The sequence below is a fragment of the Halomonas elongata genome, assembly GCF_029081005.1.
Lineage (GTDB): Bacteria > Pseudomonadota > Gammaproteobacteria > Pseudomonadales > Halomonadaceae > Halomonas > Halomonas elongata_B.
In genome coordinates this window covers 46,034-62,117 of the sequence record NZ_JAJQTQ010000022.1, presented here as the reverse complement: position 1 = coordinate 62,117, position 16,084 = coordinate 46,034, and the positions used below count along the sequence as shown (strand labels likewise).

Sequence of the window (16,084 nt, the reverse complement as noted above, 5' to 3'; positions counted from 1 at the left end):
GCCACGAGCCACGAGCCACGAGCCACGAGCCACGAGCCACGAGCCACGAGCCACGAGCCACGAGCCACGAGCCACGAACCACGAACCACGAGCTGGGTTTTCGGGGTTCGTATCTCGCATCTCGCCGCTCGTATGCTTTGGGTTTCGAGCTTCGAGCTTCGAGCTTCGAGCTTCGAGCTTCGAGCTTCGAGCTTCGAGCTCCCGGCGAAGCCGGGCCGGTTCAGTCGCGCAGGCTGATGATTCGCCAGCCGCGTGCTTCGGCGGTGTCACGCAGGGTCGTGTCCGGGTCGACGGCCACAGGGTGGTCGACCTTCTCCAGCAGCGGTAGGTCATTGTGGGAGTCGCTGTAGAACCAGGCGTCGTCCAGGGTTTCCTCGCGGTCCGCCAGCCATGCCGTGAGGCGTTCGACCTTGCCTTCCCGATAGCTCGGGGTTCCGCTGACCCGGCCGGTGTAGCGGCCGTCGATCATTTCGGGCTCCACCGCGATCAAGTCGTCGATCCCGAGGCGCCTGGCAATGGGGCCGGTGATGAAACGATTGGTGGCGGTGATGATCAACAGGGTATCGCCACGTGTTCGGTGCCGGGCCACCAGCTCTTCGCCGCGGGGCAGGATGCTGGGTTCGATCTTGCTGGCCATGAACTGCTGGTGCCAGGCCGCCAGTTGTTCCGGCGAGTTGTCTGCCAGCGGCTTCAGGGCCACTTCCAGGAAGGCGTGCATGTCGAGGGTGCCGGCTTCATAGTCCGCCATGAAACGGTCATTGGCCTGTCGGTAGGCGACCGGGTCCACGGCGCCCTGTTCGAGCAGGAACTCGCCCCAGGCATGGTCGCTGTCGATCGAGAGCAGGGTGTTGTCCAGGTCGAAGATGGCGAGACTCACGGCGTTCCTCTTGGTGGTTGAGGGAGAGGCGGAGCCGCGATTATGTCAGACGTCAGAAGTGGATTCGAGCATGGTCGTTCGCCGTATTGAACCCTTTCACACGCTTGTGGAAGAATGACTTCAATACTGGATTCATAAGGTGAAGCCCGTGATCGACGCAGACGGCTTTCGCCCCAACGTTGGCATCATCATCACCAACGATCGAGGGCAGCTGCTATGGGCGCGTCGGGTTGGGCAGAATGCGTGGCAGTTTCCCCAGGGAGGCATCAAGTCGAACGAGACACCGCAACAGGCACTGTTTCGCGAGTTGTACGAGGAAATCGGCCTCACGGCCGACGACGTCGAAGTGCTTGGCTGCACCAGGGGATGGCTGCGCTATCGCTTACCGCGACGCATGGTGCGAACACACTGTCGGCCGGTGTGTATCGGCCAGAAACAGAAGTGGTTCCTGCTTCGGATCCGCTGCCGGGAGAACCGGATCTGCATGGACAGCGGTCCGGCCAAGCCAGAATTCGATGGCTGGCGCTGGGTCAGCTACTGGTATCCCCTGGGGCAGGTCGTGCCTTTCAAGCGCGAGGTCTATCGTCGTGCATTGCGTGAGCTGTCGCCCAGAGCGCAGCGCCTGGCTCTCGAACGGAGCTGACGACCCAAGACGAGCCGGGGGCGACCCCGGCGCCATACTCCGCGAGGCGAGAGACAACAACAATGGATAGCAGGACACCGATGCTCGAGGTGTTGCGGCGCATCATCCTCGAGGTTAATGGGGCTCGCAACCTGGATGCCGCCCTGTCGACCATGGTGCGCCGTATTCGCAAGGCCATGCGCACCGACGTGTGTTCCTTCTACCTCTTCGATGCCGATCTCGATCGGCTGGTGCTGATGGAAACCATCGGCCTGCGTACCCAGGCGGTGGGGCATGTGACCCTGCCGGTAGGGGAGGGGCTGGTGGGGCTCGTGGCCCAGCGTGAAGAGCCGTTGAACCTCGAAGATGCCCAATCCCATGCGCGCTTTCGTTATTTCGAGGCGACCGGCGAAGAGCGCTACTCCAGTTTCCTCGGTGTTCCGATCATTCATCAGCGTCGCATGCTGGGCGTGCTGGTCGTGCAGCAATCCGAGAAGCGCCGCTACGACGAAGCCGATGAAGCCTTCCTGGTTACCATGGCCGCTCAGCTCGCCGGGGTGCTGGCCCATGCCCTGGCCACCGGCAGCCTGAATCGACCGACCTTGCCGGGGGGGCAGGCCACCTTTACCGGGGTGGCGGCCTCGCCGGGCATGGCCATCGGTGAGGCCGTGGTGATCGCGCCGCCAGCAGACCTCAACAGCGTGCCGGATCTGATCCCCACCGATGAAGAGTACGAGATCGAGCGCCTTGGCGAGGCCATCGGCAAGGTACGTAACGAGATTCGCTCTGCGGGCGAACGCCTGGCCAACCGCATTTCCTCTCAGGAACTGGCCCTGTTCGATGTCTATCAGCAGATGCTGGGAGAAGCGGCGTTGTCCCAGGAGGTGGTCAAGCGCATTCGCGAGGGACAATGGGCCCCGGGGGCGCTGGCCGACGTGGTGCGGCGCCATGTCCAGTACCTGGAACGTGTGGACGACGACTATCTGCGCGAGCGGGCCGCCGACATTCGTGATCTCGGGCGTCGTGTGCTTGCCCATCTGCAGGAGGGCACCAGCGCGACACCGGACGTCTATCCGGAGAGCACCATCCTGATCGGCGACGAGATCAGTGTCGCCATGCTCGGCGAGGTTCCTCGGGATCGGCTGGCCGGACTGGTATCGGTGCGCGGGTCGAGTACCTCTCACGTCGCCATCGTGGCGCGCGCCATGGGCATTCCCACGGTGCTGGGCATGGTCGATCTGCCCCTGCCACGGCTCAATGGGAACCGGGTGGTACTGGACGGGCATCGTGGTCGGTTGTTCGTGCGTCCCGGCGAGGAGCTGGAAAACCGTTACCAGAGCATGATCGATGAGGAACGGGCGCTGACCGAGGTGCTCGAGCACGAGCAGGACCAACCGAGCCGCACCCCGGATGGCCATGACATGCCGCTGATGGTCAACACGGGCCTGGCGGTGGATGCGGTCGCCTCGTTGAAGTCTCGCATCGGGGGCGTGGGGCTGTACCGTACCGAAGTGCCCTTCATGATCACCGAGCGTTTCCCGGGGGAGCAGGAACAGACGCGACTCTATCGCGAACAGCTCGAGGGGTTTGCGCCCTTGCCGGTGGTGATGCGGACCCTGGATATCGGCGGTGACAAGGATCTGCCCTATTTCCCCATCGATGAGGCCAATCCCTTCCTGGGCTGGCGCGGTATCCGGGTGACCCTGGATCACCCGGAAGTCCTGATGGTGCAGTTGCGGGCGATGTTGCGGGCCTCCCAGGGACTCGACAATCTCCAGATACTCCTGCCGATGGTGACCAATGTCGGCGAGGTCGATGACGCCCTGCGGTTGCTGGAGCGCGCCATCAGCGAGCTTGGCGAGGAAGGCGTGGCGGTGGCCAGGCCCCGGGTGGGCGTGATGATCGAGGTGCCGGCCACGCTCTACCAGCTCGGCGCCCTGGCGAAACGGGTCGATTTCTTCTCGGTCGGCAGCAATGACCTGACCCAGTATCTATTGGCGGTCGATCGTAACAACCCCAGGGTGGCGGAGCTCTATGACGCTTGCCACCCGGCGGTGTTGTCCGCTCTGGCAAGGCTGGCGGCGGAATCTCGGGAACTCGGCGTGCCGGCCTCGGTGTGCGGTGAACTGGCCGGCGATCCGGCGGGAGCGCTGCTGCTGATGGGCATGGGCTTCGAGGCGTTATCCATGAATGCCCCCAGCCTGCCCAAGGTGAGAGCCGCCGTCAGACGGGTGACCCTGACGGCGGCCAAGCAACTGGTCGAGGACACCTTGCGTCTCGATTGTCCGCTGGCGGTGCGGCGTCATCTGGACAGCCGCATGGAGGAGTGGCAGCTGGGGCACCTGTTGCCACCGAAGGACTGACTCATGACTCAACTCAGGGCGTGCGTGTGATCTGGTTCTCGCCCAGCCGCACGCCTTGCGGGCCGAAACGTCGTTCACCGATCTCGAATCGACCATCCGCATGCCACTCGAGCCAGGTGGTGGCGCGGGTGCCATAGTCGGAGCCGATGATGAAGGCGGCCGATAGTCGCCGTTCCAGTTCGCGTCCCACGCCGGTATCGGGGAGTCGGTCGTCACTGGCCTGGCGAGTGTCGGCGAAGGCCAGCAAGGCATCCTGAGGCCATCGAGCGTGCCGGCTTGCGGCGAGTCCCTGGCGTGCATCGAGCAGCTTGGGCCAGGGCGTGTCGAGTGTCGCGTTCGACAGTCCGTGCAACCCTGGGGCGACCTCAGCCAGGGTGAGCGCATCCAGACCTCGATGCAGATGCCAGAGGCGTTGCCCGTCGCCTGCCAGCAGATTGAAGCCGGCGTAGTGCAGGGCCTCTCCCTCGGCCAGGTCGGCCAGCCAGGCCGCCAGGTCGTCGCACTCCAGGGCGGAGCGCACCAGAGCGCCGCGACTGGGGGCGTCCGGCGCTACCTCGAGGCGGGGATCGCGGACGTTGGTCACGGCGGCGAAGCGGCCTCGCTCGTGCATCGCCAGCCAGCCTCCGCCAGCGGTCAGGTCGCGTCCGCCGATGATCGAGGGGGCCCCTTCCCAGGCACCGAGTGGCGCCGTCGGACGGGCATGGAATTCGTCGCGGTTTGCCACCAGGCGTAGCGGCACCGCGCTCGAGGGGCGGAAGTCCAGAGCGATCAGACACATGGTCGTGAGCGTAACCCGCCCACGGCGCGCTGGGAAGCGAAGCCATGACAGGGGCGTCTTCCCGGCGTACACTCCCTCAACATCATCGACCCGTTACAGGGATGATCATGCGAGTCGAGACACGCAAGGAACGCTTCTGGTCACGGCTGGTTGCCCCCATTCTCTGGCCGGTATTGCTCGCCCAGTCGCTGCTCGTGGCACTGGGGCTGGCGGTAGGCCTGATCTGCTGGTGGCTGATGCCGACCCAGGCGTCCTGGAGTATCACGTTCTGGTTGCTGCTGGCGCTGCTGTCGGGGGGTGGCCTGAACGTGGCCGTCTTTCTGATGCTGCTGAAACAGCGCTTGCGTCGATGCGAACACGACATCGAGGCGCGTCTCGCCAACCTGGCCGATTGCCTGACCCGCCATGCCGACGCCACGGTCGTGCCCCGCGATACCTCACGTTCACCGATGACGCGACTCGATGACATGGTGTCGGCCATCGACGCACTGATCGAGCAGTGGCAGGGGGAGATGACCCGGACGCGCCAGTCGGAACGTCGCCTGGCCGAAGAGTCGCAATCGCAACGCGGCAGGGTGGAACGTCTGGAAGCCGAGCGTGAGCGGGCCAGGGAGGCCTCGCGCCTCAAGTCCGATTACCTCGTTCATCTGCAACAGGCGTTGATGCCCTCGCTGACGGCTCTGGAGGAGGCTCTCGATGACGAGCGTCGTCGCCCGGAAGCCGCCGAGACGTTGCGTGAACAGCTGGCCGATGCCATGGCGCTGCTGGAGACGCTGGGCGAGCCGACGTCTCCGGAGGGCGAGCCGGGTGCCAGGGTACTGATCGTCGACGACGGTCCGGTCAACCTGATGCTGGCGCGTCAGGTGCTGGAGCGCCAGGGGCTCCAGGTCATCACCGCCTCCAGCGGTGCGGAGGCCTTGCAGCAGCTGGACGAAATGCCGATCGACCTGATTTTCATGGATATTTTCATGGCCGATATGGATGGCGTCGAAACCTGTCGGGTCTGGCGCGAGCGCGAGGCTTCGATCCCCGAGCGCCCGCGCAGCGTGGTGGTGGCGTTGACCGCCAATGCCGGCGAGGCCGATCGTCGGCGCTTCGAGCAGGCCGGCATGGACGACTATCTGGCCAAGCCCTATCGACCCCAGGACCTGCTGCAGACCGTACGCCAGTGGCTGCCCGGGACACTGGAGGAAAGCGGGGACCGGTCTTGAGCATCCTGGCGCTATGGCTGGGGTACCTGGCTCTGGGAGGTCTCGCGGGCACCCTGGCCGGCCTGTTCGGTATTGGTGGCGGATTGATCATCGTGCCGGCCCTGGTGTTCGCTTTCGACCTCCAGAGCGTGGCGCCCGAGGTCAGCATGCATCTCGCGGTGGGGACGTCCCTGGCGACCATCGTGGTGACCGGGGCCTCCTCGGCCTGGGGGCACTACCGGCGGGGCAGCGTGTGTCGAGAGTGGTTTCTGGCGCTGCTGCCCGGCCTGATGCTGGGTGCCGTCACCGGCGTGTTCGTGGCCGGCAACCTGTCGGGCGGTCGGCTCGGGATGCTGTTCGGCATCTTCATGCTGCTGGTGGCGGCCAGGATGCTGCTGGGGATGCGCCCCAGGCCCGGCGGATTGGCGCCGGGGCGTGGCATCATGATGCTGGCCGGGGGCGTAATCGGTGGGGTGTCGGCGCTCTTTGGCATCGGCGGGGGAACCCTGAGCGTGCCCTGGCTGTCTCGGTGCGGGGCGACGATGACCCAGGCGGTGGGAACGTCCTCGGCCTGCGGGCTGCCGATCGCCCTGTTCGGTGCCGCGACCTTCATCATCGTGGGATGGCAGGCCCCGGGGCTGCCGTCGGGGGCGCTCGGCTATGTCATGTGGCCGGCCTTCCTCGGCATCGTGCTGGCGAGCGTGCCCTGCGCACGACTCGGGGTCTGGCTGGCGCATCGTATGCCGGGGCACCTGTTGCGGCTGGCGTTCGCCGCCCTGCTGATGGTGGTCGGGTTCAAGTTTTTGATTTAAAGCTTGAAGAAAGGCCTTGACCCCAAGGTGTCGGATGGGGAGCCTTTGGCTTCCAGCTTCCAGCTTCCAGCTTCCAGCTTCCAGCTTCCAGCTTCCGAGGATTCCATGCTGACTTATCCCTCCATCGACCCCGTTGCCGTCTCTCTGGGGCCTTTTCAGGTGCATTGGTATGGCCTGATGTACGTGATCGGTTTCATCGCTGCCTGGTGGTTGGGGAGGCAACGCGCCGAACGCATCGGCCTGACGCGCGACGACGTGGGGGACCTGTTGTTCTATGGGGCGCTGGGCGTGGTGCTGGGGGGGCGCCTGGGGTATGCACTCTTCTACGGCGTGGAGCAGTGGCTGGCCGACCCGTTATGGATCCTGCGTATCTGGGACGGCGGGATGAGCTTTCATGGTGGCTTGATCGGCGTGCTGCTGGCTACCTGGTTCTTCGCCCGCCGCAAGGGGCTGGCCTTCTTCACGCTGACCGATTTCGTCGCGCCTCTGGTTCCTGTTGGCCTGGGAGCGGGGCGCATCGGCAATTTCATCAACCATGAACTGCCCGGGCGCCTGACCGATCTCCCCTGGGGCATGCCGTTTCCGGGCCTGGGCCCCGAGCCGCGCCATCCCTCGTCGCTCTACGAGGCGCTGCTGGAAGGGCTGGTGCTGTTCGGTGTGCTGTGGTGGGTCTCGGCGCGTCCGCGCCGCCGTGGCCTGGTGTCCGGGCTCTTTCTGGTGCTCTACGGTCTCTTCCGCTTCGCGGTGGAATTCGTGCGGCGGCCGGATCCCCAGCTGGGTTTCATCGCCTTCGACTGGCTGACCATGGGCATGCTGTTGTCGCTGCCGATGATCGTCGCCGGGGGGCTGCTGATGCTCTGGTCGCGTCGTCAGCCGATCCCGGGCGCAGCCCGGGAGCTTTAAGCTGGAAGAGCGGCGCTTCGCGCCTGGAAGCTTGAAGCTGGAAGAAAAACCCTTGACCCCATGCCGTCGGGGGGCATGCTGCCTTCCAGCTTCCAGCTTAGCCTGTGTAGAATGAGTGTCCCATTTCCCAGCTTCGATGATGCCGTGGACACTCTTCCCCCCCTGGAACAGCCTTATCTCGACTTGATGCGCGCCGTGCTGGAGCATGGTGTCGAGCGCGATGACCGCACCGGCGTCGGTACCCGTTCGCTGTTCGGTCATCAGATGCGTTTCGATCTCTCGCGCGGGTTCCCGCTGATCACCACCAAGAAACTGCATCTGCGCTCGATCATCCATGAGCTGCTGTGGTTTCTGGCCGGTGACACCAATATCGCCTACCTCAAGGAAAACGGGGTGAAGATCTGGGACGAGTGGGCCGACGAGAACGGCGACCTGGGACCGGTATACGGCTACCAGTGGCGCAGCTGGCCCGACCCGCGTGGTGGGCATGTGGACCAGATCGTCGGCCTGCTCGAGCAACTGCAGCGCAATCCGCAATCGCGGCGATTGATTGTATCGGCCTGGAACCCTGCCCTGGTCGATGAGATGGCCTTGCCGCCTTGCCACTGCCTGTTCCAGTTCTATGTGGCCGAGGGGCGCCTGTCCTGCCAGCTCTATCAGCGCAGTGCCGATATCTTCCTCGGGGTGCCCTTCAACATCGCCAGCTACGCGCTCTTGACACGGATGATTGCCCAGGTGGCCGGCCTGGAGCCGGGCGATTTCGTGCATACCCTCGGTGATGCGCACCTGTATCTCAACCATCTCGAACAGGCCGAGCGCCAGTTGGCACGGACGCCGACTCCCGCGCCTCGACTGACGCTCGATCCGAGCATCGACGATCTCTTCGCCTTCCGCTTCGAGCACATCGCCATCGACGGTTATGACCCGCACCCGCACATCAAGGCGGAGGTGGCCGTATGATCGATACCACTCTGGTGCCGGTGGCGATGATCGCCGCCATGTCCAGCAATCGGGTGATCGGTGTGGACAACCAGCTCCCCTGGTACTTGCCTGAGGATCTCAAGTTTTTCAAGCGCATGACCCAGGCCAAGCCCCTGGTGATGGGGCGCAAGACCTTCGCGTCGATCGGTCGGCCGTTGCCTGGTCGACTCAATATCGTGGTCACGCGGGATACCGGTTTTCAGCCCGAAGGCGTGAGGGTCTGTCATGATCTGGCCTCGGCGCTGACGCTGGCGGATCAACAGGCGACCATCGATGGCGTCGACGAGATCATGGTGATGGGCGGCGCCCAGATCTATGCTCAAGCACTGGCGCATGCCAGCCGCCTTTACCTGACGGAAGTCGCGGTCGAACTGGACGGAGACGTGCACTTTCCGGTTCTGGACATGGCCGAATGGGAAGAGCAGCAGCGTGTGCCCGGCTCGCCCGGCGACGGGCAACCGGCCTATGATTTCGTGTCGTATCGGCGCCGGGGTTTGCCAGAGGCCGACGACTGACACAGACTGTCAGGATGGATGGCGCACTTGGAGGATCAGGACTTGATCGAGGAACGCTCAACGCGCCTGATGGTGGCGCTGGAGGGGCGCGCCGAGGCCTTGCTCGAAGCGTTGCGGGAAGCGCGCGTTCAGCGAGAGGCGATGTCCTCAAGGCTCGACGAGCTGGAACGTCAGCGGCAGTCGCTGGAGACACGCAATGCCGAGCTGACGGCCGAAGCCAGGGAAGGTGACGCCGAGCGCGAATCGCTGGAGCAGCGTGTGTCGGAGCTCCAGCGTCGCCTGGCCGACGTCGAGGCCTCCTGCCTGGAACTGCTCGAAGAGAATCGTGAACTCGACGAACAGAATCGCGAGCTCGAGGCCCATAATCGCCACCTGCGCGAAGACCGGGAGGTGACGGGCGAGCGGGACACCGCCTCGTTCTTCCAGCGTCGGGGACGGCCCGCCCAGGGACTTTCGGCCCTGATCGGGCACCGTCATCGGGATGACGAGCCCCCGAAAGACGACGCCGTGCCCGACGAGGCACCGGCGTCCGAGCCCGCCCCGACGTCGTCGCCCGAGAGCACAGAGGTGTCGTCGAGCCGGCAGGATGCCCTGCCGAGCATCGAGGAGGCGCCGTCTCCCCAGGCATTGCTCGAACAGTGGTATCAGCGTTATCCGGACGCCTTCTTCAAAGGGCATACGCGACCGCTTCAGGTGGGGATTCACGAGGCGCTGGCCGAACGCGAGTCCTGGCCCGAAAAACTGGTACGGCGAGCACTCGCCTGTTACGTGAATCTGCCGCGCTATCTCAAGTCCGTGCGCGAGGGGGCCGAGCGAATCGACCTGACCGGCGCGGCGGCGGGAGAGGTCGATGCGGGGGCCGCCGAGCATGCCCGCAAGAAGCTCGACCGACTGCAGTCGGATCGTCGCAAGAGCGCGAAATCCACACGCCGCATGCCGCGTTCGAACGGGAAGGGGCGCCATGCCGCGGGAGACGTGCGTCATGACAAGCCGGTGCGAGACGTGCCGGCCCCGTCGGTGGAGGCCGACGGAAACGATGATGAACCCGAGGATAGCCGTCTGCAGCGCAAGCTGGGCGAGCTGGTGGCGCGCCATAACCCGCGTTGAGAGCGAATATCTGGCCTGTTTCGCCTTTCGATTGACTTGAAAGCGTCATATCAGCGGTGCATGATGATCCGGCACCGCGCTGGCGGGGCGGGCCGTCAGGTATCGTCCCGGGGGCGACGGCGGCTCGCCGAGACGGCGCCCGGCCGCTACCGCAGGGCAATATGCGGTGATCGGAGCGCGAAATGAAGGAAAACAGTGTTTTTTTCTTGTTGCGCTCCCGAGAATCCCGGTATAGAGTTGCCCCTGCGAGCATTGGATTATAACAAGGCTTGGCCGTGGTCTGGCTCGCTCTGCCGCCTCCCGGGAGGGACGCGAGCAGCGACGAGAACCGGCACCTGACAGGCAAGCCGGCTGCAAGAGCAGCAACGATCGAAACAGCAAGCTAGTCATAAGGAAGATTGCAATGAAAAAGACACTGTTAGCGACTGCCATCGCCGGTGCCATGGCCGCCTCCGGCGCCCAGGCCGCCACCGTCTACAACCAGGACGGCACCAAGCTCGACGTCTACGGCAACATCCAGCTGGCCGTCTACAGCACCAAGGGTGCCAACGGCGAGTACGACACCGAGCTGACCGATAACGGCACCACCTTCGGCTTCGCCGCCGAGCATGTCATCTATGATGGCCTGACCGGCTACATGAAGCTGGAAATCGACGACATCCAGGCCGACGAGATGGCCACTGGCCCCCGTCAGAGCGGTGGCGACACCGCCTTCATCGGCATGAAGGGCAACTTCGGTGACGTCAAGATCGGTTCCTATGACGATCTGTTCGATGACTGGATCCAGGATCCCGTCACCAACAACGAAGGCTTCGATGTCAGCGACTCCACCAGCTATTCCGGCATCGGTGGTTCCATTCAGACCGACCAGCTGACCTATGTCTCGCCGTCCTTCAGCGGTGTCGAGCTGGCCATCGGTACCCAGTTCAAGGGTGACGCTGAAGCCGAGAATGTTTCCGGTGACGAGGGTGACGAGAACGCTTCCATCTTTGGTGGCGCCAAGTACACCGTCGGCAACTTCTCCGTGGCTGCCATGTACGACAACCTCGATAACTACGAGGTGACAGCCGCAGGCGTGGCCAACAACCAGGAGTTCGGTGACCGCTACGGTATCACTGGCCAGTACCAGTGGGAGAGCCTGCGCGTCGCCCTGAAGCTCGAGCGCTTCGATTCCGACGTGGGTGATGTCGACTCCACCAACTTCTATGGCCTGGGTGCTCGCTACGGCTATGGACACGGCGACATCTATGGTGCCTACCAGTATGTCGACGTGGGTGCGGAAGACTTCTCCGACACCGTTGCCGATGCTGCTGATGGCGATTTCCCGAACGAGAACAACGATGAAACCTATAATCAGGTCATCGTGGGTGCCACCTACAACATCTCCGATGCCATGTACACCTGGGCCGAAGCCGCCTTCTATGACAAGGCCGAGGACGAAGGTGACGGTGTCGGTGTCGGCGTGACCTACATGTTCTAAATCCCGGTCGCAGGGAGACCTGCCCGAAGGGTTGCACAACGAAAGCCGATCCCCAGGGGTCGGCTTTTTTCATTGGGCGTGAATGACGCAAGCGAGGTTCCATGAAACAGCCGATCGTAACCGCGGGTTTGCTGACCCTGGGCTTGAGCCTTGTGGTCGTGCCGGCGGTGGCCAGCGAGACACAGGACAGGTTCCGGGAAGAAGGGAAGAGCATGGACCTGACCGGCTTCTTCCAGGCGGAGACCGATGCCCATAGCCGCAGTTTCATGTTCGGTGGCGTCAACGAACATGATTTCAGCGTGGAACAGGCCGGTACCTACCGCTTCACCAGTGAGGTGACCGCCGGTCATTCCAATGACTACCGCATCGCTGCCGTGTTGCTGGACAGCCAGGGCCAGGAACTCGCGCGTTCCCAGGCCCTGGGGCAGAACGGTGGCCTGCAACTCCAGACGGACCTGGAGCCCGGCGACTATGTGCTGCGCGTCGAGGCCCAGCGTTTCGGTACCCGTGGCAAGGCGGGGGATACCTACTCCATCGATGTGGCAGGGCTGGACGAGCGGGGTCAGCGCGTCGAGGAGGCCGTCGACGACGGCGGAGATATCCAGTTCGTCGGCAAGAACCGCACCGGTGGTAGCTCGGTCTTCGTGCGCGGCGATGATGCCGTGGCCACGGTCCGTGCCGCCGGTGACTCGACGCAGAATGCCGCGACGGCAGGCACCAGAGCCGCGGCGGCAGCGTCTTCGGCCTCTCGCTCGGAAGACGCGTCGACGGCGACCGCCGGCCAGGCTCAACAGGCTTCCGAGCAGCCCTCTTCCGAGCGGCAGGCTGCCGAACAGGAAAGCTTCGAGACCATCGTCACCGATGTGAAGATTCGTGCCCGGGGCGAGGTGCTGACCTTCGATGTCGCCGAGGCCGGAACCGTCTCCATCGAGACGGCCACCTATCCGCCGGGTCATGAAGATACGTATCGCATTACCCTGGATGTGCTGGACGAGTCCGGACGTGTCGTGGCCGAAGGCGCCGGCGAGGGCTTCGATGGTGACGTCGACATGCAGACCGTACTTGAGCCGGGGCGCTACCGCATTCGGGTACAGGGTCAGAAGTTCGGCTCGGCGCATTCCGGCGTCAACAACTATGAGTTGAAGGTGGAGCAGCTCGACCGCCGTTGATGGAGGCTTCGGCCCCGTGGCGTGTGGTCACCGGCACCCCGGTCCGAGGCCGAGGTGCCGGGTGGAAAAAGCGCTCCCTGACGGGGCCGCGCCCCTGGCCACGGACAAGGGCGCGACGACATGCAGGAGGTGTCGGTTCGCCGGTTTCCGATAGGCGCTGAACGACCTGTTACGCTGTCGCTTGGCGTGATCGAGACGGACCTTGTCACTGAGAGGAGCTGTGGTGCCGACGCGTTTCTCCCGTTACCTTCACGGAGCCCTGTCACTCAAGGGACGGCTGCTGCTGGGCTTGCTCGCCACCTGGGCCGTGGTGGCGGCCTTGCTGCTGGTGTTCGGTTGGCGTGCCGGCGAGACTCTGGTCGGCGATTCCAGTCGTACCCATCTGCGTTACGAGGCCCGGCTGATCGCCGATGAGTTGACGCAGCAGGTGGACTCGAGGCTGTCGGCGCTGGAAGGCCTGGCAGACCGACTGGAAGCGTCGAGCAGCGAGGGTGGGATTCGTGACGCTCTGCGCCAGAGCGATGCGTTGCTCGAATGGTTCGATGGCCTGGTGGTCATCGATGCCGAGGGGCGGGTCGTATCCGATTGGCCGCGGGTCGAGAATCGAGTCGGGCTGGATACGGCGGATCGTGAATATTTCCAGCATGTCAGGGCCTTCAAAGGTCCCCATGTCAGCGAGCCTTTCCATGGGCGGGCCAGTGATGCTCCCCTGGTGATGTTCATGGCGCCGCGTCTCGATGACAACGGCGACTTCCAGGGGCTGGTCGGCGGTATCGTCGGTATCCCCGGCGGCAATCTCTTCCAGCGTTTGAGCCGCATTCGATTGGGGGCCCAGGGGTTCGCCACTGTCATTACATCATCCGGTCGCGTCCTCTATCACCCCGACGAATCGCTGATCCTCGAGCCCGTTCCCGATGAGCAGGCCAACCCCTGGGTGAATCTGTCGTTGTATGGCTGGGAAGGCGAGGCGCAGGGAACGCTGATCAACGGCGATATGGCCTACCAGGCGTATCGTCAGATCTGGCCGGCGAACTGGATCGTCGGCGTGGTGCTACCCCAGTCTCAGGCCATGTCGCCACTGCAGGAGCTGGTGAACCGGTTGGGGTGGTGGGCGCTGCTGGTGGCCAGCCTGGTGATGCCGATCATGGGATGGCTGGTGTGGCTGTCGCTGCGGCCCCTGTACCGGCTGGAGACCCAGATAGAAGAGGTCGGGCAGGGGCATCGGACCCGTGTGGCCCTGGCGACGCGGATGCAGGAGCTCCAGTGTGTCGCGGAGACGTTCAACCGGGTCGAGGTGGCGCGCGAGCAGGCAAACGCACGGCTACGTGAGCGTCAGGCCTTTCTCGATGCCACCCTGTCGTCATCGCCGGTCGGTATCTTCGTGACCGACGAGGGTGGAAACGTGTCCTACATGAACCCGGCACTGGTCGAGTTGACCGGGTATGGTGCCGGAGAACATCAGCTGTCGTCATGGGTGGAGCGCATCCACGTCGATGATCGACAGTCGGCGCTGGATCTCTGGAAGTACAGCCTGGAAAGCGGCGAGGACTTTCTCCAGCAGTACCGTTACTACCGGCAGGACGGCGAGGCGCTCTGGCTCGAAGTACACGCCAGGCGGGTTACTTCGGACGACACTTACCTGGGCTTCGTGGGGACGGTGAAGGATATCACCGAGCGTCGCGAGGAAGAGGCGCTACGCCAGTGGGAGGCGGAGCATGATCCGCTCACCGGCCTGCTCAACCGGCGTGGTCTGGAGCGTCGCCTGGAGGAAGCGCTGGCCGACTGGCGCAAGACCGGGACACCCTCGGTGCTGCTGCTCTTCGACATGGACCATTTCAAGCCGATCAATGATATCGGTGGCCATGCCCTGGGCGATGAGATGCTGTGTCGGGTCGCTCAGGTGCTCGCCTGGACGATTCGGCGCAGCGACCATGCCGCTCGCCAGGGCGGCGACGAATTCGCCGTGTTGTTGCCGAGCTGTACGCTCGAACAGGCACGGCGTATCGCCGAGTCGCTGCGCGATGTCATCGGCGAATTGAAAGTCGTTCACAAGGGACGGGAATTCCACGTGACCCTGAGCATCGGCGTGACCTGTTTCGAACATGGTGACCAACGCATCGGCAGCGTGATGCAGCGGGCGGATGCTGCCAGTTATCGTGCCAAACGCATGGGGCGTGACCGAGTGGTCATGCACGAGACGGGATGAGGCGTGGCGCCCTCTGCAGGATTCGAACCTGCGACCTGCCGCTTAGGAGGCGGCTGCTCTATCCTGCTGAGCTAAGAGGGCGAAACGGAGCGTAGTATAAGCATCTGACCGGGCAAGATAAACCCGCCAGGCCCATGAGTTGCTCATCATTTCCGGGTAGAATGCCTCCCATTCATCCAGACGACGGGAATCACCGCTATCGCGACACATCTCTCACCGGATGGCGATCGCTATTTCGATGGCATGGCCGACAAGTTCGCCGATAGCCTCTACGGGAGGCGACGTGGCGAGCTGCGTCTGGCCCTGCTCGATCGGCTGCTGCCCGAGATGCTCACCCTCGATGGTCAGCCGGCCCTGGATGTCGGTGGCGGCCTCGGCCAGCTGTCCGGCTGGCTGGCGGATCGAGGTCACGCCGTCACCCTGTGCGAGCCCGCCGTCGACATGCTCCAGCGGGCGCGCGAAACCCTTGCCGACACCTCGGTGACGTCGTTGCCGCTGCCGCTCCAGGCCTTGCCCGAACGCCTCCCCGGTCCCTGGTCGTTGATCACCTGTCATGCCGTGCTCGAGTGGATGGCCGATCCGCGTGCTGCCTTTGCCACTCTGGCGCGCCTGCTGGCGCCGCAGGGGCAATTGTCGTTGATGGTCTTCAATCATGATGCCCTGCGTTTTTCCAATGTGGTCAAGGGCAATCTCGACCGTGTACTGGCCGACCGCCTGGCCGGTCAGGGACGCCGCAAGCGCCTGACGCCCATCTCGCCGTTGCGCCATGACGAGATCCTCGCCTGGGCCGAGGAAAATGGCCTGGTCGTCACGCATTGCGCCGGGGTGAGGATCTTTCACGATTACCTGCAGCACCCGCCGGACAGTGACGAGGCGTATCGCAAGCTGCTCGAGCTGGAGTGGCGTCATAGCCGCGCCGAGCCGCATTGGCGGTTGGGGCGTTACTTGCTCTATACCCTACGCTTTGTCTAAAAACTGTCTGCGCTTGCCCATCCTGCGTTAAAAATCGGCTCAAAGTACTCATTTACACCGTGTAAACTCCGTCTTTTCGTCGATTTTTGTCTTGTCTGGCCATCGCTCG

General features: G+C 64.0%; 14 protein-coding genes and 1 tRNA gene. 12 read left to right on the top strand and 3 right to left on the bottom strand.

The annotated features are described in order from the left end of the window. Nucleotides 1-220: 220 nt before the first annotated feature. The gene (locus tag LU493_RS14925; RefSeq protein ID WP_275288586.1) at nucleotides 221-877 is read right to left on the bottom strand and encodes an HAD family hydrolase; all 657 of its coding nucleotides are present in this window, start codon (nucleotides 875-877) and stop codon (nucleotides 221-223) included. 148 nt (nucleotides 878-1,025) lie between these two features. Here LU493_RS14925 and LU493_RS14920 point away from each other — a divergent pair, with 148 nt between their 5' ends. Beyond that, nucleotides 1,026-1,520, top strand: coding sequence for an RNA pyrophosphohydrolase (locus LU493_RS14920; protein ID WP_275288585.1), 495 nt, complete (start codon nucleotides 1,026-1,028; stop codon nucleotides 1,518-1,520). Nucleotides 1,521-1,600: 80 nt separating this feature from the next. Then, nucleotides 1,601-3,862, top strand: coding sequence for a phosphoenolpyruvate--protein phosphotransferase (ptsP, locus tag LU493_RS14915; RefSeq protein WP_275288588.1), 2,262 nt, complete (start codon nucleotides 1,601-1,603; stop codon nucleotides 3,860-3,862). 13 nt (nucleotides 3,863-3,875) lie between these two features. On the opposite strand, the gene LU493_RS14910 is transcribed toward ptsP, so the two are convergent. After that, nucleotides 3,876-4,640 (bottom strand): NRDE family protein, encoded by a 765-nt coding sequence (locus LU493_RS14910; RefSeq protein ID WP_275288584.1) that lies wholly within the window; start codon nucleotides 4,638-4,640, stop codon nucleotides 3,876-3,878. 107 nt (nucleotides 4,641-4,747) lie between these two features. On the opposite strand from LU493_RS14910, the gene LU493_RS14905 reads away from it, so the two are divergent. The 9 genes from LU493_RS14905 to LU493_RS14865 all read left to right on the top strand — a co-directional run bounded on the left by LU493_RS14905 (nucleotide 4,748) and on the right by LU493_RS14865 (nucleotide 15,003). Then, the gene (locus LU493_RS14905) at nucleotides 4,748-5,851 is read left to right on the top strand and encodes a response regulator (protein WP_275288583.1); all 1,104 of its coding nucleotides are present in this window, start codon (nucleotides 4,748-4,750) and stop codon (nucleotides 5,849-5,851) included. Beyond that, on the top strand, nucleotides 5,848-6,642 hold the full coding sequence (locus tag LU493_RS14900; RefSeq protein WP_275288582.1) for a sulfite exporter TauE/SafE family protein: 795 nt from the start codon (nucleotides 5,848-5,850) through the stop codon (nucleotides 6,640-6,642). The genes LU493_RS14905 and LU493_RS14900 overlap by 4 nt, the downstream gene beginning before the upstream one ends. A 105-nt stretch (nucleotides 6,643-6,747) precedes the next feature. Next, a complete protein-coding gene (gene lgt / locus LU493_RS14895; protein WP_275288581.1) occupies nucleotides 6,748-7,545 on the top strand; it encodes a prolipoprotein diacylglyceryl transferase in 798 nt (265 codons plus the stop codon). Nucleotides 7,546-7,656: 111 nt separating this feature from the next. Further along, the gene (locus LU493_RS14890; protein WP_275288580.1) at nucleotides 7,657-8,505 is read left to right on the top strand and encodes a thymidylate synthase; all 849 of its coding nucleotides are present in this window, start codon (nucleotides 7,657-7,659) and stop codon (nucleotides 8,503-8,505) included. Further along, complete coding sequence (locus LU493_RS14885) at nucleotides 8,502-9,041, top strand: dihydrofolate reductase (protein WP_275288579.1); 540 nt, start codon at nucleotides 8,502-8,504, stop codon at nucleotides 9,039-9,041. Before LU493_RS14890 ends, LU493_RS14885 begins: the two co-directional genes overlap by 4 nt. 27 nt (nucleotides 9,042-9,068) lie before the next feature. Continuing rightward, a complete protein-coding gene (locus tag LU493_RS14880; RefSeq protein ID WP_275288578.1) occupies nucleotides 9,069-10,148 on the top strand; it encodes a ProQ/FINO family protein in 1,080 nt (359 codons plus the stop codon). 403 nt (nucleotides 10,149-10,551) lie between these two features. Then, a complete protein-coding gene (locus LU493_RS14875) occupies nucleotides 10,552-11,628 on the top strand; it encodes a porin (RefSeq protein ID WP_275288577.1) in 1,077 nt (358 codons plus the stop codon). A 101-nt stretch (nucleotides 11,629-11,729) separates the two neighbouring features. Then, nucleotides 11,730-12,797 carry a hypothetical protein gene (locus tag LU493_RS14870; protein ID WP_275288576.1) on the top strand — a complete coding sequence of 356 codons (1,068 nt, stop codon included), beginning with the start codon at nucleotides 11,730-11,732 and terminating at the stop codon, nucleotides 12,795-12,797. A 223-nt stretch (nucleotides 12,798-13,020) separates the two neighbouring features. Then, nucleotides 13,021-15,003 (top strand): diguanylate cyclase domain-containing protein, encoded by a 1,983-nt coding sequence (locus LU493_RS14865; protein WP_275288575.1) that lies wholly within the window; start codon nucleotides 13,021-13,023, stop codon nucleotides 15,001-15,003. Between the two features lie 4 nt (nucleotides 15,004-15,007). Here the strand turns inward: LU493_RS14865 and LU493_RS14860 are convergent. Then, a tRNA-Arg gene (locus LU493_RS14860) sits at nucleotides 15,008-15,084 on the bottom strand. Between the two features lie 162 nt (nucleotides 15,085-15,246). On the opposite strand from LU493_RS14860, the gene LU493_RS14855 reads away from it, so the two are divergent. Further along, nucleotides 15,247-15,975 carry a methyltransferase domain-containing protein gene (locus tag LU493_RS14855; protein ID WP_275288574.1) on the top strand — a complete coding sequence of 243 codons (729 nt, stop codon included), beginning with the start codon at nucleotides 15,247-15,249 and terminating at the stop codon, nucleotides 15,973-15,975. Nucleotides 15,976-16,084 lie beyond the last annotated feature (109 nt).